Genomic DNA, 17,727 nt, shown 5'->3' with positions numbered 1-17,727 from the left:
GACGGGCCACGTCGACCGGGTTCGTGAGGTGGCCTGTCAAGTAGGTGCTGATGCTGCCCACGGGGCTGCACGTGTCGACGGCGCATGGCAGGGTCGTGACCCATGATCGATGAGTTCGCGAAAGAGTACCTGCACCACGACCTGCGCGACATCCGCGAGACGATGCTGTGGAAGCTCGACGGGCTGCCCGAGTACGACGTGCGTCGTCCCCTGACCGTGACCGGGACCAACCTGCTCGGCCTGGTCAAGCACCTGTCGATCACGGAGGCCAGGTACTTCGGCGAGGTCTTCGGCCGGCCGTTCCCCGAGCCCCTGCCCCGGTGGGACGACGCCGCCCACGACGACACCGACATGTGGGCGACCGAGCACGAGACCCGCGCGGAGATCATCGACCGTTACCGCCGGGTGTGGGCGCACTCGGACGCGACGATCGGCGCCCTCGCCATCGACTCGCCCGGCCATGTGCCCTGGTGGCCACGTCCAAACGTGAAGCTGTTCAACATCCTGGTGCACGTGCTCGCCGAGACCAGCCGGCACGCCGGGCACGCCGACATCCTGCGCGAACAGCTCGACGGCTCCACCGGGGCCATGGCCGAGTACGCCCACCTGGAGCCGACCGACAAGGAGTTTCTGGCGGCGCGGTGCGCGAGGATCGAGCGGGCCGCCAGGGCAGCCGCCGCCGGGCCCGGTCACGACAGTCTCCCCCTCGCGCAGGGCTGAATCGCGGCACCCGCGACGGCCGGTGCTCGTCGAGGATCAGGCCCTGCCGCCGTCAGTCAGCTTGCGGGGCGGTGCGGGCGTGTCCAGCCGGTGGGTGCACGGCAGCCAGGTGGGCGAGGGCCTCGGCGCTGCTGCTTCCCGGCTCGGGTGTGCCGACGAGCAGTTGCTGGCCGGGGGCGTCGCGGACGTCGAAGGTCTGATAGGTCAGCCCGATCCGCCCGACGTCGGGGTGGTGCACTTCCTTGAACATGCGGGTCAGGCCGCGCACCGTCTGGTCCGCCCAGAGGGCGCGGAACCGCGGCGAGTGCCGCCGCAGGTCGGCCACGAGCGCCTGGATCTCCGGGTCGTTCGGGAACAGGCCGGCATTGAGCCGCAGGGCGTGCACGACGTTCTCCGTCAGCGCCGGCCAGTCCGGGAAGATGGCGCGCGCCCGCGGGTGCTGGAACAGCACCCGCACCATGTTGGTCGTGCCCGCGAACGGGGAGAGCAACGCCGCCGCGACGCTGTTGGTGGCGAGCACGTCGAACGCGGGACCCAGCACGTAGGCGGCGGAGGCGGGGAAGGCATCCAGCAGGCGCAGCAGTGCGGGATGCACCGAATTGCGAGAGCTGTCCGGGCCCGGGCCGGGTTTCAACCCGGCGAGCCGGAACAGGTGTTCGCGGGCGTCGCGGTCGAGACGGAGGGCCCTTCCGATCGCGTCGAGCAGCTGCGGGGAGGGGTTGCGTTCCCGGCCCTGCTCGAGGCGGGCGTAGTAGTCGACGCTCACCCCGGACAGCACCGCGATCTCCTCGCGGCGCAGGCCGGCCACCCGGCGGTCGCCGCCCCCGGGCAGTCCCACCTCCGTGGGGTCGACGCGGGCGCGGTGGGCTCGGAGGAACTCCCCGAGCCGGTTGTGGGTGGCGGGCACGTTCACCAGCCTAAAGCTCCTGGTCAGCGACCTGCTCGGAGACGCCTTACCACCCCCGGAGCGCACGCGGTCGAACTTCGGGTCAACGGCGTCGCACGGGGTCGCGGCGGATCTATCCTGCTGCCGTCGACCTGGCCGGCGTCGGTGGCGTCCGGGCGACCAGGCACGCCGGGCCGGCGGGCCGTGCCTGGGTGCCGCGCACCCAGGAAACCGCGCCCTCCCGGGGCCGACCCGCGCGTCGCATCGTTGAACCCGCGGTGCTCGCCGCAGGCACGACCGACGCCAGGAGCATCAATGACATCGCGTACGCCGTCAGCCAGCCCGACACCGTCGACGTCAACGAGATCGTCATGCGCTCCACCGCGCAGGGCTGATCGTTCACGGCTAGGAGTGCGATCATGAGCGAGGCGCTCGAGATGACGACCTTCCGGCTCGTCCCCGGCCTCACCGGCGCCGACTTCGTCAAGGCGAACCAGGACATCGACGCCTACCTGCGCGGCCGGCCGGGATTCCGCTGGCGCCGCATCCTCGACGACGGCGGCACGATCACCGACATCGTGGCCTGGGACTCCGTCGCCGACGCCCGGCGCAGCGCCGCCGGGATCACGACCGAGATGGCGGACTCGCCGGTGCACGCCACCATCGACCACACCACCGTCGACTTCCGGATCGTCCCGGTGCTGCACCGGGTGAGCCCGTGACGCCCCAACAACAGAAAGCGCGGACAGCTATGCGTGCCGTGGTGCTACGCGAATTCGGTGCTCCACTGCGGGTCGAGGAGATCGATCGGCCGACCGCGGGGGCCGGCCAGGTGCTGGTGCGGGTCGTGGCCAGTGGCGTGAACCCCCTCGACACCAAGATCCAGGCCGGCGCGGCCCCGCATGCCCGCGTCCGGCCGCCGGCGGTGCTCGGCCTGGACCTCGCCGGCGTCGTCGCCGCCGTAGGCGCCGGGGTCACCGGCTTCGACGCCGGCGACGAGGTGTACGGGCTCACCGGCGGCGTCGGTGACCTGCAGGGCTCGCTGGCCGAGTACGCCGCGGTCGATGCCCGGCTGCTGGCGCGCAAGCCGCGCAGCCTGTCCCTGCGTGAGGCGGCCGCGCTGCCGCTGGCCGTGATCACCTCGTGGGAGGGGCTGGTCGACCGGGCCGGGGTGCACGCCGGGCAGAAGGTGCTGGTGCAGGGCGGCGCCGGCGGTGTGGGGCACGTGGCCGTCCAGCTCGCCCGGTCCCGGGGCGCCGAGGTGTACGCGACGGGCGCCCCGTCGAGCCTGCCGGTGATCGAGAGTCTGGGCGCGGTCCCGATCGACTACACCACCACCGGTGTGGACGAGTACGTCGCGAGGTGCACCGCGGGTGAGGGTTTCGACATCGTGGCCGACAACGTGGGCGGCGCGACGCTGGACGCGTCGTTCGCGGCGGTGCGCACCTACCACGGGCACGTCGTGAGCGCGCTGGGCTGGGGATCGCACTCGCTCGCGCCGCTGTCGTTCCGTGGCGCGACGTACTCCGGGGTCTTCACGCTGCTGCCCATGCTGACCGGGGCGGCCCGTGAGCACCACGGCGAGATCCTGCGCGAGGCCGCGGCGCTGGCCGACGCGGGCGCGCTGCGCCCACGGCTCGACCCGCGCCACTTCACCCTCGACACGGTGACGGACGCGCACAACGTGCTCGCCGGCGGCACCGCGGCCGGCAAGGTCGTGGTCGACGTCGAAGGGTGACTGCCTCGCGTGCCGGTTGCCCGCGCGGTCGACTCCCGGCAGCTGCTTGGAGGATGGTCATCCGGCCGCGTGTTGCCGTGCCCGTTCACGCAGCGGGGCCAGGGCGGCGGTCCAGTGCACCAGTTCGTCGAGCATCGCCTTGGCGCTGGCGTCCATGGTCTCGTTGGGTCGCAGCGCCCCGTCGTCGATGAACTGGGCGACGAAGGGGATGTGCACGGCCTCGGGGATGGGCGTCATCTTCAGCGTGGTCAGCACCTGCTTGATCATCTGCGCGGCGCGGGTACCGGCACTGACGCCGCCGTAGCTGACCAGGCCGACCGGCTTGTAGGCCCACTCGTGCGCGAGGTAGTCGATGGCGTTCTTGAGCGGGGCCGTGTAGCCGAAGTTGTACTCGGGCATGACGATCAGGAACGCGTCGGCCCGGTCGATCGTGGCGCTCCAGTCGCGGGTGTGCTGGTGCTCGTAGCGGCGCAGGCGCGGGTGGTTCGGCTCGTCCATGAACGGCAGGTTCCACTCGGCGAGGTCGACGAGTTCCACCTGGTCGAAGCCGCCGTGCTCGACCGCCACGGTGTTGATCCACTCGGCGACCGGCAGGCCGAGCCGGCCCGGCCGGGTGCTGGCAATGATGATCTGCAGGGTAGACATGCTGCGCTTCCTGGAGAGTTGCTGACGTGTCAGCGAATCTATCCGCTCAATGCTGATGTGTCAGCAATCCGTCGTAGGCTGTGACCTATGACCCAACCCCGGTGGCTGAACCCCGAGGAACAACGTCTGTGGCTGGCCTTCCTGCGCATGCGGCGCGCCATCGACGCCGCGATCGACGGTCAGCTCGCCGAGGCCGGCCTGTCGCCCGCCGACTACGACGTGCTGGCCCCGCTCTCCCAGAGCGGCGAAGCACTGCGCGTACGGGACCTGGCCGCGCTCATCGGCTGGGACCGCAGCCGCATCGCCCACCAGCTCCGGCGCATGGAACAGCGCGGGCTCGTCGCGCGGTCCGGCAGCACGACGGACCGGCGTGGCACGCTGGTCCACCTCACCGACCTCGGCCGTACGGCGATCACCACCGCCGCGCCGGGGCATGTGGAAACGGTCCGCCGGGTGCTGTTCGACCAGCTCGACGAGCACGACCTGACCCACCTCACGAACATCGCCGAGCGGGTGGCCGACGCCGGCGGACTCACGGGCATCTCCCGCACCGGCGGCCCGGCTCCGCGCGGCACCGGGCGTGCGGGTCAACCGGGACTCGAACCCTGAACTGATGGATATCCGGCGAGCCCGCCGGGTCGGGTGCGGTGCGAGGTCAATCGGGCAGCCTGCGTGCCTCTCAGCTGGGCTCGGCTGGCACGGTAGCTGTACTTCGCTGCTGTACTGCTGGCATCAGACGAGAGGCTGGATGCGGAACTTCGGGCGCTCGATCTTGAGGTGGCCATGCTTGTGCTGGCGGACCCCCCAGACCGCCCGGTCTAAGTCTTGGTCCAGCGGGGTCTACTCGTGGGAGCCGTCACTGTGGTGGAACAGCGACTGCCGACCGCCGCTCAACTGAGGATGCGAGCCTGGTCTTACCGTTGGTCGTCGATTCCGCAAGGTTCATTGGTAAGCGTTCGGCGCACCTAGGTCGAGCGTCGGAGTGGCATGTACGGCAGTAAATGTGAACGCTCGGCCGAGCCCTGCGCGCAGTGCCGCCAGCTCGGGCGGATCGAGCCGTAGCCGAACGTTGAGCGCCGGCGAGCGCAGGCCTAGTTCCTTGGCTGCCTCTCCGGTAAGCCGCACCCGTAGTGAGTCGCGGGCCAATCGGAGGGCGAGTAGGCCGTTCCAGGTGGGCGCGTGTGCCTCGGTAAGCAGGCACAGGCCCTCGTCATCGTCCGGGTCGTATCGCTCGTAGGTCGGATCGCAGGCCTGGAACTCCAGGCGGCGCGGTGTGTCGTCCCATTCGCGGCCCGTCAGTGCCACTGTGAGGACGCCGTGTTCCTCCACCACCTGCACCTGTGTCGCAGTAAAGCCGTTCCGGAAAGGTCGTACTAGCTGGGCGGTCACTCGACGAACGAGGCCTGGGCGTTCACCGGGCCGGTAGACCGGACCACTTTCGGTGAGGATGGTGTTCCGGACGATCTCCACCGCCAGGTCGGGACGGCAGTACGTCATTTCGCTCACCCCGTATTGGCCAGCGAACCGGAGGGCCACCTTGCGGTCGCTCTCGGTTGGGCCGTAACCCTGCCACCAGGCGGCAAGCGGTTCAGCGAGCGCCGCCAGCGGTCCGACCTCGGCGGCAGTCAGCAGCAGGATTGACGCGGACATCTCCACGGTGACGCCGTTCTCCCGCGCCAGCGGCGTCACCGAACCCAGCAGGTCGGCCGCGTCCACTCGCTCGCCGTCGACCAGAATGCTGACCGCGATCCCCACCGGCACGCCGGCGCCTCCCTCATCTCGTCGACCTGTTGGCCACTGTGGCTGCCCACGTCCGGGTCGCCAGCCTCTTCCCACCGCGGGTGTACTTGTCGGGGCTCGGCCGGCTCGCTGCCCGCTTCTCGTCGGTACAAGCGGCAAGAAGCAGGGTGGCGCCAAGCAGGCGCGCGGCGAGAGATCGACTCACCGGCGGATCGTATATCGCGGTCGTGCTGGCTTGCATCGACCCGGTTGAGTGCTCTCCCACGCCTCGATCCCACCGGTTCGCCCGGCGCGGCCCAACACGGCGGACAGCTCAACCTCGACCGCGCCATGAGCCAGTTGCCGGAGCTGGCCTACGGCGTAGGTGGCGATCCTCGCCCCCGGCGTGTGAGCCGAGCGACAGCCAGCATGATCATGATGATTCCGGCGGCTTCGAGGAAGGTAGGCAATCGGAGAAGCAGGTCCTCCGTTGCGTATCCCTCTGCGGTAGCAGCTTTTGTGGCATCTGTCCGGTCGACGTGCAGGATTACCGCGTCTCCGTCGCGATACCGAACGTCGTCGAGATCGCTGGAGAGCTTTTCCCGGTGCCGCGCGCCGTTGAGGGCGTACTCCACAGTCAACCTCGTCACCGTGGTCGATCGCCCGAGTTGGTATCGCTCCACGTGGACGACCCGGCCGGTCGTCTCGACGCCGACGCGCACCCTCTCGTCGATCACCGTGTTCAGCCGGGCCGAGAGAAGGAGCCCGCCACCGAACAGCAGACCGCCCAGGACTACCGCCACGACGACCGGCAGCCGCCGTCCATCGAAACCGCTCACCGACGCGCCTCCAAATCGCGGCAACGCGACCAACGGGAACTGGCAGGCGCCAGCTAGTGGTCGTTGAGCATGAACATGAGCGTCTGGTGCTCGACATCGAGGAGCGCAACCCGCCACCGCGACGACGGCGCGGTTTCGTCGTACGACCTGTTGTGCAGCCACCGCGACTGGCTCGGCAGGAACGGCACCAGGGCCGGCCAGACATCTGCCGGGGGGAGGTCGTCCGGAAGTTCATCCAGATTGACAGATGCCCGCGGTACGAACTCGTAGCGCTTCGCCAACGTCCGCGCGTTCTCCGGTCGCAGCTTGACCACGCCCTGGTACGCAAAGTCGGTCGGGCCGGGCATCCTGGAACACGGGTTGCCCGGGGCGCGCAGCTGCCAGTGGATTTCTGCGTGATCGCCGAGGTCCGGCAAGTCCTCGGGAGGATCCCAATGGTCGGTGCGGACCTCTGCCTCGGCGGCCTGCACGGACTCCTGGCACGTGCGCGCGTCCGTCGGACCGTCGCGGACGAGGAGGATCCCCGCTGCGGCGCACCCGACGACTGCCAGCAGCACGGCGGGCAGCGGCGCCGCATGCAGCCACCAGCAGCAGTCTGCGCCTCTTCATGGCCATGAAGGGTACGAGCCCTCGGCAACAACCATCACCCACAGGCACATGTTCTTGCCGGTACGCGGCGACGGCCGGGTCCCGCCACTTGGGTCGCAGACGGCCATGGCGTCGGGCCCGTGGGGCCTTCAGGATCCGGTCGCCTGATAGCTGTCGAGCGCAGCTTCGGCGAGCTGGGTGAGGTACGTGTCACCGCCGGGTTTGTTGCCCTCCTCTTGGACGGCCACCAGAGCGGTTCCGATGCGAACGAGTACGCTGTCGCATTCCAGTGTGCCGGAACCGGACGCCATGCTGCAGCTGACGTGAATGCTGTCATCGCCCAGCCGCGGCCCCGGTGCCACTGCGAAGTGGTGCCTGTCGCCGATGCCAAGGCCGGACGACACAACAACGGTGGGGCAACGTCCGATGAGGGTTCGCAGGTTGGTCATTGCTCGTCGTGCACCATCGTCGGCGTAGGTCCTGAGGACTTCGGTCCCCACCCAGAGGTCATGGGGACCGGAGCCATAGCTGAGGGTGGCCGCGGCCATCGCCGACGGAGTCCCGGTCAGCCGCCTGGCCGACAGCAGCGGGATCATGCCGTCCGAACAGGGCACCTCGACGTCCGGGTGGTCGTCTCCAGCATCCGCCGGCATGACCGTCGCGATGTCCACGGTGAATCCGGGCGGCACTGAGTCCGTGGCCACCAAGCGTGCGGACAGCGTCGCGGAGTAGCCGGATCCGCCGGCCGCCGGAGCTGCTGGGGAAGCGGGCTGCCTGGCTGTTGCCGAGCCCGTCGCCTCCGCCGCGGAGGGAATCGTTTCGCCCGCTGATCGATCCGCCGTATGAGCCGTTGAAGGACCGCACGCGGTCACCATGCAGACGGCCACCACCGCGACCAACCTACGCTGCACCATCCTGAGCACCGGCCAGACTCCACCTCTTGCGGCGAACGCGTCAGGCTACCAACGTGACTTCAGCCGTCGCGCACCCTGAAGCGCGTCTGACTCGTAGCCCGCCAGCTGTCGATCATCGCCAGTTGGGACGACACGGGGCCGATGCTCCAGCTTCAGATCGACAATCTGCACCCACCGCCCCAAGTGCACTGGACCGGTGACCGATGGGTCAGGAGTCAGCGGCCGCCCAGGGAGCGCCCGTTCTTGGCCAGCTCCCACCGGGTCGCCGTGGCCACCTGCTCCCCGGTGATCCGCTCGCCGTCCGCCCCCAGGTACGCGGCGGTCAGCGCCGCCGCCGCGATCCCGCCGCCGGGCAGGTCCACGGCGGCCAGCCGCTCCGGGTCGACGTCGGCGGGCACACCGGCCGGGAACGCCCGCCGCCACAGGGTCTCCCGGGCGGCCCGGTCCGGGTACGGGAACGTCACCACGATCCGCAGCCGCCGCAGGAACGCCTGGTCCAGCACGGACCGGGCGTTGGTGGTGAGGATGGCCAGCCCGGTGAACGACTCCATCCGCTGGAGCATGTAGCCGACCTCCAGGTTGGCGTACCGGTCGTGGCTGTCGCGCACCTCGGTGCGCTTGCCGAACAGGGTGTCCGCCTCGTCGAACAGCAGCACGGCCGCCCCGTCCTCGGCGGCGTCGAAGACCCGGCTGAGGTTCTTCTCCGTCTCGCCGATGAACTTGCTGACCACCTGGCTGAGGTCGACCACCACCAGGTCCAGGCCCAGTTCCTGGGCGATCACCTCGGCGGCGAGGGTCTTGCCGGTGCCACTGGGCCCGGCGAAGAGCGCGGCGGTGCCCAGGCCGCGGCTGCTCCGCTCGGCGAAACCCCAGTCGTGCAGCACCCGGGTGCGGTGGTGCACGGCGGCGACCAGCGAGCGCAGTTGCGCCACGTGCGTGTCGGGCAGCACCAGGTCGGCCCAGCCGGCGCGGGGCCGGACCACCCGGGCCTGCCCGCCGTAGCGGCTGCGGGAGCGGGCCCGGCACGCCTGCCACAGCGGCGTGCCGGCGGCGGCGTCCCCGGCGGCCAGCTCCAAATCGGGCAGGGCCAGGTCGAACACTCCGGCCACCGCGGCCGCCTCGCCCGCCGCCCGGTCGGCCAGGTGCCGGTCGAGCGCGGCGTCCAGCGCCGCCGCCCGTTCCGCGATGGGCAACCGGGGTACGCCGACCAGCACGCCGTCGGCCAGCACGGTGTCGACGGCGCCGAGCACGGCGACCGGGGCGGGCAGCGTGCCGAGGGCGCGGATCAGGGCGCGGGCGTCCTCGGGGCGGGCCCCGTCGGCGTCGAACGCCCAGGCGGCCGGCGCGAGCAGGCTCTCCCGCCCGATGAGGCGCAGCAGCCGGTCCCGGTCGCGTACCGCGGAGGGCAGGTCGGCCACCGCGACCAGCCGCAGCTCGCGGCCGGCGGTCTCGGCGGCGGCGGCCGCGACGACCGGCAGGTTGGCCGGCTGCGGTCCCTGGAGCACGGCGGGACGACCGTGCTCCCAGACGGTGCGGATGGTGGCGGCGACGGCGGCGAACGCGGGTGGCAGCGCGGCCGGTGGCGGGACGGGCCGGGCCACGGCGGCGAGGTCGGGTTCCAGGTAGCGGACGCCCATGAGGTGGTGCAGCACCCGTTCCTCGGTGACCAGCGGGCTGCCGGTGGGGGTGTCCGGGTCGAGCAGGCGGACCAGGTCCCAGCGGCGCAGCGGGGCGTCCGGGGTGAGCGCGTTCCAGTGCGCGCCGGGCAGCGCGGCCAGGGCGAGGCCGAAGGTGGGGCGGGGCTGCCCGTGCGCGGCGGTGAGTTCGTCGGCGACCTCGCCGGCCAGCTCCGGGCCGGTGGCCAGCAGCAGCACCGCCCGTTCGAAGCCGGTGAGGCGCAGGGCGGCGGCGAGCCCGTCGAGCGCCGTGGGCCGGTCGAGCAGCGCGCGGGCCGCCGCCAGCCGCTCCTCCGCCGCGGCGAGTTCGGCCCGGTCGGGTTCCCCCGGGTACGCGACGAGCCGCACCCGCAGCACGTCCAGTTCGGCCACGAGCGCGAGCCGGTTCGCCTCGTCCCATGGCAAGGCGGGCGGATCGGCCGGGCGGGCCTGGCGGTCGGCGGCGGTCACGGCACGGTCAGGGCGGGCGCGCCGTAAACCTCTCCGACCAGGTCGGGGAGGCTGTCCACCCCGTCGACCTGCACCCGTACGAGCCAGTCGCCGCTGGGCACGTCGCCGGCGGCGAGGGCGAGCCGGTCCTGCGGGGCGGCGTCCGGGCCGAGCGGGGCGAGCCGGATGGCCAGCGCGTCCGGCTCGCCGGCCGAGCCGGGGGTGAGCCGGCTGAGCAGGACGGTCGCCCGCTGCCGGGGCATCAGTGGCGGGTCGACCCCGAGCACGATGTCGGGCGGGCCGTCCACCACCGAGGCGGTGGGGCGGACCAGCAGCGGCAGCGCGTTGGAGCCGGCGGTGACCCGGGCGGGCGCGCCACCGGCGGCCGGCGTGACGTGCGCGACCCGTACGCCGTGCAGCCCGGCCGGCACGGTGCCGTCGAGCGTGACTGCGAGGGTGCTGTCGGTGCCGCCCGGGTCGGGGGTGAGGGTGGCCGGTCCGACGTGGACGCGGGTGGTCTGCCCGGGCCGGCCGCGCAGCCCGGCGCCGCGCAGCTCGACCCGGTCGCCGGTGGCGGCGGTCCCGCCGGGCGGGTCGGTGACCAGGGCGGTCAGCACGGCGGGGCCGCCGGCCAGGACGGTGACGGTCCGCTGCCGAACCGGCAGGGCCCGGCGCGGGGTGACGTCCGCCTCGACCAGCGCGGCCGTCGCCACGTACGTCTGGGAGAGCTGGTGCGGGGTGGCGAAGGTCGCCCACAGCTTGGACATCTCCTCCACCGACAGCGTGTACGGGGCGACCTTGACCCGCTCCACCTGGTCGGCCAGGTCGGACTCGGCGAGGAACGCGGTCGGCACGTCGTCGGCGTACAGGTCGATGGCGGCGCTGACCAGGTCCCGGGTGAGCGTCGGGGTGACCGCCAGGGCGAGCACCGCCCGGCCGAGCAGCCGCTGCGCGTCCAGGGACTCGGCCTCCCCGTAGCAGGTGAGCAGGTAGTACAGGTCGAGCGCGGCGACCGGCCGGCGGGTGAAGCTGCCGTCGCGGCCCCGGGTGGGCAGGTCGGTGAGGTTCCAGGCGTGGTTGGGGCGCACGTCGTACAGGTAGATGTTGATGCCGGGCGTGGAGACCAGCGTGGTGTCGGAGAGCTGGTTGGGGCGCAGGGTGGTGACGGTGGCGCCGCCGACCGGCCCGGGGTGGGTGGCGTCGAGGGCCCGTTCGAGGACGTACCGCAGGGTCGAGGTGACCGCGGCGATGGCGAGGCTGTTGCTCATCGGCCCTCCCGGCGGCGGGCGAGGTAGGCGGCGTGGTCCACGGTGGACCGGGCCGGCGGCGGCGGCGCGGGCGGCGGCGGGCTGGGCGCGCGGGTGACCACGACGCGGTCGATGTGCAGGTGGACGTCGCCGGCCGGCGATGGGTCGTCGGCCGTTCCGGGTGGCGGGGTGGGCGCGGGTCGGATCAGGCCGGTGCGCACCTCGGCGGTGCCGGTCCGGGGCGGCGTGCCGGCCGGGGCCGGCCGGTCCACGAAGACGAGGCGCTCCCCGGGCTCCACGGCACGCCGGGCGATCAGCGCCGGGCCGAGGCGTTCCCGCAGCAGCCGGGCCAGGTCCGGCGCGGCGGCGCGTACCGGAGTGGGGGCGGGCCGACGGGCGGCGGACGCCAGGGCCGGCGGCGCGGGCGGGACGACGGCGGCCGGCCGGGAGGCGTCCGGTGGCCGGGCGGCCGGGGGAGTGGCGGCGGGCGGGATGACGGCGGGCGGGTTGGCGGCGGAGTGCGGGGCGTCCGGTTCGCGGCGCGCCGGGTCGGCCGGCTCGGCGGTCTTGTCCGGGGTGGCCGGGTCGGCCTCGGGCGGCGTGGCCGGCGGCCTTTGATCGGCCCGCGACCGGTTCGGGTCGGTCGGCAGCGCCTGCACCGGCGCGGTGCGGCCCGTCGTTGCGCCGGACCCTGCGGCCGGCCGGTCCGGGACCGCTCGGGACGGCGTCGGCGTCGGTGCGGCGGACCCGGGCCACGACGCGGGCGCCTCGACCGGCACGTCCGGGGGCCAGGACAGGGGAGCGGCCTCGAAGGGTTGCGGGGCGCGGAGCCGGACCAGCGGCTCCCGGCCGGTGGCCTGCCGCGCCAGCCGGGCGAAGAAGCCGCCGTCGCCGCTCACGCCGCCCGCCCCGCGGCGAGGGCCAGGTACGCGCGCCGCCGCCCGGCCGGCAGGGCGAGGATGTCGGCCTCGGCCCAGCCGTACGCGACGGCCAGGGTGGCCACCTCGGCCAGCACGGCCGGGGCGCGGCCAGCGACCCGCTCCCACAGCAGCTCGGCCACGTCCAGCGCGGCCACGACAGTCTCCCCGCAGCCGGGGCAGCGGGTCCGCAGCACCACGGCCGCCGCGCCGGCCAGCTCCTCGGCGGCGGCGTCGACGGCCGCGCGCTGCTCGACGGTCAGCCCGCCGGGGGCGACGGGCCGGCCGGCGGCGTCCCGGACGCAGCGGGCCAGCAGCGTGCCGAGCGGGTCGTCGGAGGCCCCGGCGGCCAGCAGATCCCGGGCGGTGGGGGCGCGGACCCGCAGCGTGCCGTCGGCGACCGTCCCGGTGTCCCCGGCCGGGAGTGCGGCGACCGGCGCCAGGGGCAGCGCCACGTCGAGGACCTCGCCGCAGCCGCAGGTGAGCACGGCGTCGACCGGGTCGCCGAAGGTGTCGGCGTGCAGCCGGGCGGCCAGCGCGGCGGCCGTCCCGACCGGCAGGTCCAGGGCGGCGTCGAGGTCGGGGAGGAGCCCGGCGCCGTGCAGCAGCACCGGGCCGCGGGCGGCCGGCGGGGCGGTCGCGGCGGCCTCCCAGACGGCGAGGAGCCGGCCCGGGTCGTCCAGGGCGGTCATGGCGGTCAGGGTTCGACGAAGGACGGCTCGGCGGGCTCGGCCACCGTGTAGTCGCGTTCCCAGCCCTCGTTCTCCAGCTTGATGCTCTGGATGGCCACCGCGTTGGCGTTGGCGTCCAGTTCGGGCAGCGCGACCCACTCGGACACCCAGCACCGGTAGACCTTGTACGCGATGACCAGCTGCCCGGCCTCGTTGTACATCTCGATGATGATGTCCTTGCGGAAGTCCGCCAGGGAGGTCTCCGCGCCCAGCCCGGAGCCGTAGTTCCACACCTTGTTGGCCCACTGCTCGAAGTCCGGGTCGTGGGTGACGCCGCGCTCCAGCACGATCGCGTCGTACTCGGTGCGCCCCGGCGACTTGCGGCTGCTGCTCGGGTCGCCGCCGTGCCGGTGGGTGACCACCTCGGTGCTCCGCTTCAGCGTGCCGATCTTGCTGATCCCGGCGACGTATCGCCCGTCCCACTTCGCCCGGAACTTGAAGTTCTTGTACGGGTCGAAGCGCTGCGCGTTGACCGTGAACTCGGCCATGCCCGCCCCTCCTAGGTCGCCGCGGCCGCGGTCCGCTGCTGGATGCCGATCACCACGAACTCGGCCGGTTTGACGGCCGCGAAGCCGACCAGGATGTTCAACACCCCCCGGTCGATGTCGTACTGCGTGGTGGTCTCGCTGTCGCACTTGACGAAGTACGCCTCCCGCGGGGTGCGACCCTGGAAGGCGCCCTGCCGGAACAGGTCCTGGAGGAACCCGCCGATGGAGGCACGGACCTGCGCCCACAGCGGTTCGTCGTTGGGCTCGAACACCACCCACTGGGTGGCCCGGACCAGCGTCTCCTCCAGGAAGAGCGCCAGCCGCCGCACCGGCACGTACCGGTACTCGTCGGCGAGCACGTCCGCGCCGCGCAGCGTCCGCGCGCCCCAGACCAGCGTCCCGGTGGCCCGGAAGGTGCGCAGGCAGTTCACCGCGTACGGGTTGAGGCTGCCGTTCTCGCCGTCGGTCAGCGCGAGCGCCGGCCCGGTCACCCCCGCGAGGGCCGCCTCCACACCCGCGGGCGCCTTCCACACGCCGCGCGCCGCGTCGGTGCGGGCCATCACCCCGGCGACCGCGCCGCACGGCGCGAACTCGCGGACCGCGCCGTCGCGCAGCGGGTCGGGCCGGCGCACCCGCGGGAAGTAGAGAGCCCCGTTGCGGCCGTTGGCGGTGAGCCCGCGCGCCCCGACCCAGGCCCGGACCGTGTCGGCGGTCTCGGTGGGCGGCGGGTCGACCAGCAGGAAGGCCCGCTGGCGTACGCAGAAGTCCAGCGCGTCGGCCCACACGGTGTCGTCGAGGGCCTGGTCGGGCACCGACGGCGGCAGGCAGAGCAGGGTGAACAGCTCGGCGTCGCGCAGCGCGTAGATGCCCTGCTTGGTGCCCTCCAGCGCGCCCCCGTCGGTGTACTCGGCGGCGGTCAGGTGCGTCCCGTCGGTGCCGGTGGCCGCCGCGTCGGCGGTGTCCACGTCGTAGCCGCCCGCGTCGGGGCGGCCGGTGCCGGGCAGCGCGGGCGCCGCGCCGACCCGGACCAGCCGGGACGCGGCCAGCACGGTGTCCACCCGGCGCGGCCCGTCCACCAGGGTCACGTTCGGGTACGTCTCGACCAGCACCGGGTTCTCCGCCGGGCCCTCCCGCACGGTCAGGTGGAACAGCTCGTCGGCGTCCACGCCCTGCTGGTCGGCGACCGTGGTGGCCTCCTCGCCGGACGCGTGCGTCACCTCGGCGTGCAGCCCGTTGCCCCAGCCGCCCGGCCCCACCGCTTCGAGGGTCAGCGCACCGTTCAGGTCGAGCTGCGCGCTGGTCGCGTCGCGGGCCAGCCGCACGATCACGGCCTGGTTGCCGCCGTTGAGGTAGAAGTCGCGCACCGCGTAGCCGAGGCCGCTGTCCCGCCACAGGCCGCCGAAGGTGCGTTCGAACTCCGCGTACGAGGAGATGGCCACCGGCACGTCGACCGGCCCGCGCAGCGCCCGCCCGACGAACGCGGCCACGGCCGTGGCGACGCCGGTGATGGTGCGACTGCCGCCGGGTATCTCCTGGATGTACACCCCGGGATGGCTGAGCGTTGCCGCCATGACGACTCCTCGACTCCACGGGCGGCCGTACGCCGCTGGCGCGACTGTGCCGCCCGCCCGTCACCGCCCCGTCACCCGGCCGTGTCGACCCGGCTGTCGGTGGCAGCCGGTACGGTCCGCGTCGTGACAGCGCCAGAGTGGGACCTCCGGACGATCGCGGCAGCGTTCCACGGCACGGTTCTCCAGGACCATCCCGTCGAGGAAGGAATCGGCGGCACCGTCATCGTCGACGAGGTGGACCCGGGCCGCCTGCTGGATGCGTGGCGCGCGGCCCGGGCGGTCACGCCGGCCACGGGCCGGTTCCCGGTCTTCACACTTCCCGGCGACCTGCACCACGAGCCCACGCCGGCCGAGATCGACGACCTGGCGCAGGCGGCGGGGGCGGTTGACCCGTGGGCGGTGTTCCGGCGGCACCGGGACGACCGCCCGATGGAGCCCTGGCGGATCGAGAGCTACGTGAGCGCCTTCCTGGGCGCCGAAGGGCTGTCCTCGGCCGCCGGGCCGTTGGCCGCGCCGAGGAGCGAGCCGGAGCTGGACCGGTGGCTCTACGACACGCTGCTGGCCGACCCGGTCCTAGCCGACCACGCCCGTCGCTGGTACGAGCCCCTCGTCGGCACCCGCACCTGGCACCCCATGCGGGAGGTGCAACTGGTGCTGCTGCCCACGACGTCCCCGTGGCTCGCCCCGGCCTGGATCGGCTACTTCGGCGCGACCCGTCCCGGTGGACCGGAGGCGTGGGCCGCGGCGATGCGGCAGTGGCACCGGCGCTGAGGCGCCGAGCTGGTGGCCGCCTTCAGCACCACGCTGCACCTCGTCGTGTCCCGGCAACCGCAGCCGGGCCCATGGGCCTGGGAGTTGGCCGGTCAGCTCCTCGCCGTCGGCGGCAGCCTCCAGCACGAGCAGTGGCAGCTCGCCATGGCCGTTGCCCGCAGCGACGCCTGGTTCCTGCACGACCGTCCCTAGTACGGCAGCCGCCGTCTGAGATGACGTTGGCCGGTGCGGGGTAGACGAGGCGCGGCCGACGCGTGATCGTCTGTAGGCCGTCCCTGGGCCCGTGCGTAGTTGCTCCAGGTGGCGGGGTGGCGCCGGGGTTTCTCGAAGTCGACGGCGCGTGGAGTGCAGATCCGCTGGGATGGGCGGGTGATGGCCGATCGGCGATGGGGACGTGGACACGCGGTAGGGCTGCTGCGCGGCAAGGAGAGCGTGCAGCAGGCGACCTACGTGGAGTTGTTCTTCGACCTGGTGATGGTGTTCGCGCTCAATCGGTTGGTGGCGTTCGCGGCGCCATCGGTGGGCGGCGGCGACCTGGCGGCGCAGTGGACGGCGATCGGACGCATCTTGTTGCTGTTCGTGCCGCTGATGTGGTTGTGGATCATCACGGCGTACATCACCGCCCGGTTCGACCCGCGGACCGCCCACACCCAGTGGATGATCGTGGTGACGTCGTTCGCGCTGCTGGTCATGGGAGCGACGGTGCCCCACGCGTTCGGCGGCGCGGGAATGACCTTCGCGGTGTCGTACGTCCTCGCTCAGGTCAGCCGCGCGATGGTCTTCGGTTACGCGCTGGGCCGGCACGCGCTAGCCCGACTGTACTTTCGGGCCTTGATCTGGTTCCTGGTCGCCGGGGTGTTCTGGATCGGCGGGGCGTTGACCTCGGGTGGGACGCAGGCCGCCTGGTGGCTCGCGGCGGTCGTAGTTGATCTCGGCTCCGCGTGGCGGGGATGGCCGGTACCAGGCCTGGGCAAGGGGCGAGCGACGGCATGGGCCATCGCGCCGCACAATCTGGCGGAACGGTACCAGCAACTGCTGCTGATCGCCCTGGGCGAAACGATCCTCGCTGTCGGCGTCACCTACGCCACCGGGCTCGGCCGTGTCGGCGGCTACCAAAGCATCGGCCTGCTGCTGGCGTTCCTCACGACCGTCCTGCTATGGCGCATCTACTTCCACAAGGCCGGCCAACTTCTCGGCGACGCCGTCGCCGACGCCGAGGACCCGGCCGGACTGGGTCGCTTCGCCGCGTCCGCCCACGTCGTGATGATCCTCGGCATCGTGGCAACCGCCATCGGCCACGAAATCGTCCAAACCCACCCCGTCGACCACAGCTACCCGACCTGGCTGATCATGATCCTCGGCGGGCCGGCCTGCTACCTCACCGGCCGGGGCGCTCTGGAACGGGCCGTCTTCTCCCGAGCGTCCCCACACCGCTGGATAGGGGCCTTGGTCCTCCTACTGGCAGCCGTACCACTGACCGCCGCACCGCCACTAGCAGCCGCGATCACCGCCACCGTGATCCTGGCCGGCATCGCAGCCATCGACACCCGCCGCTCGGCCCGCCGCCCACGGGAACAACCCCGACCCGGCGACCGAACAACCGGGTGGCTGCCACGACGCCTCTAGTACGACAGGTTGACCAGCGCAATCGGTGGGTGAGGTCGCTGATCGAGCGAATGATGCAGGTGTTGATCAATCCACACTCCGCTAGAGCAGCAAGATCTCAAACGGCGGCTGCCGTACTAGCGGAGGCCGGCCCGGAGACCGAGCCGCGAGACGACGGCGGGCCCGGCACGGTCGCCAGGTGGCCCGGTGACGCGGCGGGCACGGGCCGGTGACGGGCGGGCG

General features: G+C 72.7%; 20 protein-coding genes. 8 read left to right on the top strand and 12 right to left on the bottom strand.

Features of this window, described 5'->3' with window-relative positions; genetic code table 11:
* The first annotated feature begins 102 nt into the window (after nt 1-102).
* Complete coding sequence (locus NLX85_RS19615) at nt 103-720, top strand: DinB family protein (RefSeq protein ID WP_254337159.1); 618 nt, start codon at nt 103-105, stop codon at nt 718-720.
* Nucleotides 721-772: 52 nt separating this feature from the next.
* Here NLX85_RS19615 and NLX85_RS19610 read toward each other — a convergent pair whose 3' ends face one another.
* On the bottom strand, nt 773-1,627 hold the full coding sequence (locus NLX85_RS19610) for a helix-turn-helix transcriptional regulator (protein ID WP_254337157.1): 855 nt from the start codon (nt 1,625-1,627) through the stop codon (nt 773-775).
* A gap of 191 nt (nt 1,628-1,818) precedes the next feature.
* Here NLX85_RS19610 and NLX85_RS19605 point away from each other — a divergent pair, with 191 nt between their 5' ends.
* From NLX85_RS19605 to NLX85_RS19595, 3 genes are read left to right on the top strand one after another with little or no spacing between them, the layout of a single operon-like run.
* Nucleotides 1,819-2,001: a hypothetical protein gene (locus tag NLX85_RS19605; RefSeq protein WP_254337156.1), complete on the top strand. Its 183-nt coding sequence runs from the start codon at nt 1,819-1,821 to the stop codon at nt 1,999-2,001.
* A 24-nt stretch (nt 2,002-2,025) separates the two neighbouring features.
* Entirely contained in the window at nt 2,026-2,328 is a 303-nt protein-coding gene (locus NLX85_RS19600) for a hypothetical protein (protein WP_254337154.1), read from the top strand.
* A 41-nt stretch (nt 2,329-2,369) separates the two neighbouring features.
* The gene (locus tag NLX85_RS19595; RefSeq protein ID WP_254337152.1) at nt 2,370-3,344 is read left to right on the top strand and encodes a zinc-binding dehydrogenase; all 975 of its coding nucleotides are present in this window, start codon (nt 2,370-2,372) and stop codon (nt 3,342-3,344) included.
* Between the two features lie 57 nt (nt 3,345-3,401).
* Here NLX85_RS19595 and NLX85_RS19590 read toward each other — a convergent pair whose 3' ends face one another.
* Nucleotides 3,402-3,989, bottom strand: coding sequence for an NADPH-dependent FMN reductase (locus tag NLX85_RS19590; RefSeq protein ID WP_254337150.1), 588 nt, complete (start codon nt 3,987-3,989; stop codon nt 3,402-3,404).
* 87 nt (nt 3,990-4,076) lie between these two features.
* Between NLX85_RS19590 and NLX85_RS19585 the strand changes: the two genes are divergently transcribed.
* Nucleotides 4,077-4,598: a MarR family winged helix-turn-helix transcriptional regulator gene (locus NLX85_RS19585; RefSeq protein WP_254337149.1), complete on the top strand. Its 522-nt coding sequence runs from the start codon at nt 4,077-4,079 to the stop codon at nt 4,596-4,598.
* Between the two features lie 333 nt (nt 4,599-4,931).
* Here the strand turns inward: NLX85_RS19585 and NLX85_RS19580 are convergent, their stop codons facing one another.
* The 10 genes from NLX85_RS19580 to NLX85_RS19535 form a co-directional block, all read right to left on the bottom strand.
* A complete protein-coding gene (locus NLX85_RS19580; RefSeq protein WP_254337147.1) occupies nt 4,932-5,750 on the bottom strand; it encodes a hypothetical protein in 819 nt (272 codons plus the stop codon).
* Between the two features lie 332 nt (nt 5,751-6,082).
* Nucleotides 6,083-6,547 (bottom strand): DUF3592 domain-containing protein, encoded by a 465-nt coding sequence (locus NLX85_RS19575; RefSeq protein ID WP_254337145.1) that lies wholly within the window; start codon nt 6,545-6,547, stop codon nt 6,083-6,085.
* 53 nt (nt 6,548-6,600) lie between these two features.
* Nucleotides 6,601-7,104 (bottom strand): hypothetical protein, encoded by a 504-nt coding sequence (locus tag NLX85_RS19570; RefSeq protein ID WP_254337143.1) that lies wholly within the window; start codon nt 7,102-7,104, stop codon nt 6,601-6,603.
* A gap of 180 nt (nt 7,105-7,284) precedes the next feature.
* Nucleotides 7,285-7,806, bottom strand: coding sequence for a hypothetical protein (locus NLX85_RS19565; RefSeq protein ID WP_254337141.1), 522 nt, complete (start codon nt 7,804-7,806; stop codon nt 7,285-7,287).
* 458 nt (nt 7,807-8,264) lie between these two features.
* Nucleotides 8,265-10,175, bottom strand: coding sequence for an ATP-binding protein (locus tag NLX85_RS19560; RefSeq protein WP_254337139.1), 1,911 nt, complete (start codon nt 10,173-10,175; stop codon nt 8,265-8,267).
* Nucleotides 10,172-11,422, bottom strand: coding sequence for a DUF4255 domain-containing protein (locus NLX85_RS19555; protein WP_254337137.1), 1,251 nt, complete (start codon nt 11,420-11,422; stop codon nt 10,172-10,174). The genes NLX85_RS19560 and NLX85_RS19555 overlap by 4 nt, the downstream gene beginning before the upstream one ends.
* A complete protein-coding gene (locus tag NLX85_RS19550; RefSeq protein WP_254337136.1) occupies nt 11,419-12,300 on the bottom strand; it encodes a hypothetical protein in 882 nt (293 codons plus the stop codon). The genes NLX85_RS19555 and NLX85_RS19550 overlap by 4 nt, the downstream gene beginning before the upstream one ends.
* A complete protein-coding gene (locus tag NLX85_RS19545) occupies nt 12,297-13,010 on the bottom strand; it encodes a hypothetical protein (RefSeq protein ID WP_254337134.1) in 714 nt (237 codons plus the stop codon). Before NLX85_RS19545 ends, NLX85_RS19550 begins: the two co-directional genes overlap by 4 nt.
* Nucleotides 13,011-13,015: 5 nt before the next feature.
* A complete protein-coding gene (locus tag NLX85_RS19540) occupies nt 13,016-13,537 on the bottom strand; it encodes a phage tail protein (protein ID WP_091261579.1) in 522 nt (173 codons plus the stop codon).
* A gap of 11 nt (nt 13,538-13,548) precedes the next feature.
* Entirely contained in the window at nt 13,549-15,108 is a 1,560-nt protein-coding gene (locus tag NLX85_RS19535; RefSeq protein ID WP_254337132.1) for a phage tail sheath subtilisin-like domain-containing protein, read from the bottom strand.
* A gap of 123 nt (nt 15,109-15,231) precedes the next feature.
* On the opposite strand from NLX85_RS19535, the gene NLX85_RS19530 reads away from it, so the two are divergent.
* From NLX85_RS19530 to NLX85_RS19520, 3 genes are all read left to right on the top strand, one after another.
* Nucleotides 15,232-15,879 carry a DUF4253 domain-containing protein gene (locus NLX85_RS19530; RefSeq protein WP_254337130.1) on the top strand — a complete coding sequence of 216 codons (648 nt, stop codon included), beginning with the start codon at nt 15,232-15,234 and terminating at the stop codon, nt 15,877-15,879.
* 12 nt (nt 15,880-15,891) lie between these two features.
* A complete protein-coding gene (locus NLX85_RS19525) occupies nt 15,892-16,071 on the top strand; it encodes a hypothetical protein (RefSeq protein WP_254337128.1) in 180 nt (59 codons plus the stop codon).
* Nucleotides 16,072-16,224: 153 nt separating this feature from the next.
* Nucleotides 16,225-17,505 carry a low temperature requirement protein A gene (locus tag NLX85_RS19520; RefSeq protein ID WP_254337126.1) on the top strand — a complete coding sequence of 427 codons (1,281 nt, stop codon included), beginning with the start codon at nt 16,225-16,227 and terminating at the stop codon, nt 17,503-17,505.
* Nucleotides 17,506-17,727: the final 222 nt, after the last annotated feature.

Origin of the sequence: Micromonospora sp. A3M-1-15, from assembly GCF_024213425.1 — a bacterium.
Lineage (GTDB): Bacteria > Actinomycetota > Actinomycetes > Mycobacteriales > Micromonosporaceae > Micromonospora > Micromonospora chersina.
This window is presented reverse-complemented; position numbering and strand designations above follow the sequence as displayed.

Excerpts from the sequence above, each read along its gene's own strand:
- NLX85_RS19535 (WP_254337132.1), bottom strand. The coding sequence starts at position 15,108 with ATGGCGGCAACGCTCAGCCATCCCGGGGTGTACATCCAGGAGATACCC.
- NLX85_RS19590 (WP_254337150.1), bottom strand. The coding sequence starts at position 3,989 with ATGTCTACCCTGCAGATCATCATTGCCAGCACCCGGCCGGGCCGGCTC.
- NLX85_RS19615 (WP_254337159.1), top strand. The coding sequence starts at position 103 with ATGATCGATGAGTTCGCGAAAGAGTACCTGCACCACGACCTGCGCGAC.
- NLX85_RS19545 (WP_254337134.1), bottom strand. The coding sequence starts at position 13,010 with ATGACCGCCCTGGACGACCCGGGCCGGCTCCTCGCCGTCTGGGAGGCC.
- NLX85_RS19555 (WP_254337137.1), bottom strand. The coding sequence starts at position 11,422 with ATGAGCAACAGCCTCGCCATCGCCGCGGTCACCTCGACCCTGCGGTAC.
- NLX85_RS19540 (WP_091261579.1), bottom strand. The coding sequence starts at position 13,537 with ATGGCCGAGTTCACGGTCAACGCGCAGCGCTTCGACCCGTACAAGAAC.
- NLX85_RS19585 (WP_254337149.1), top strand. The coding sequence starts at position 4,077 with ATGACCCAACCCCGGTGGCTGAACCCCGAGGAACAACGTCTGTGGCTG.
- NLX85_RS19600 (WP_254337154.1), top strand. The coding sequence starts at position 2,026 with ATGAGCGAGGCGCTCGAGATGACGACCTTCCGGCTCGTCCCCGGCCTC.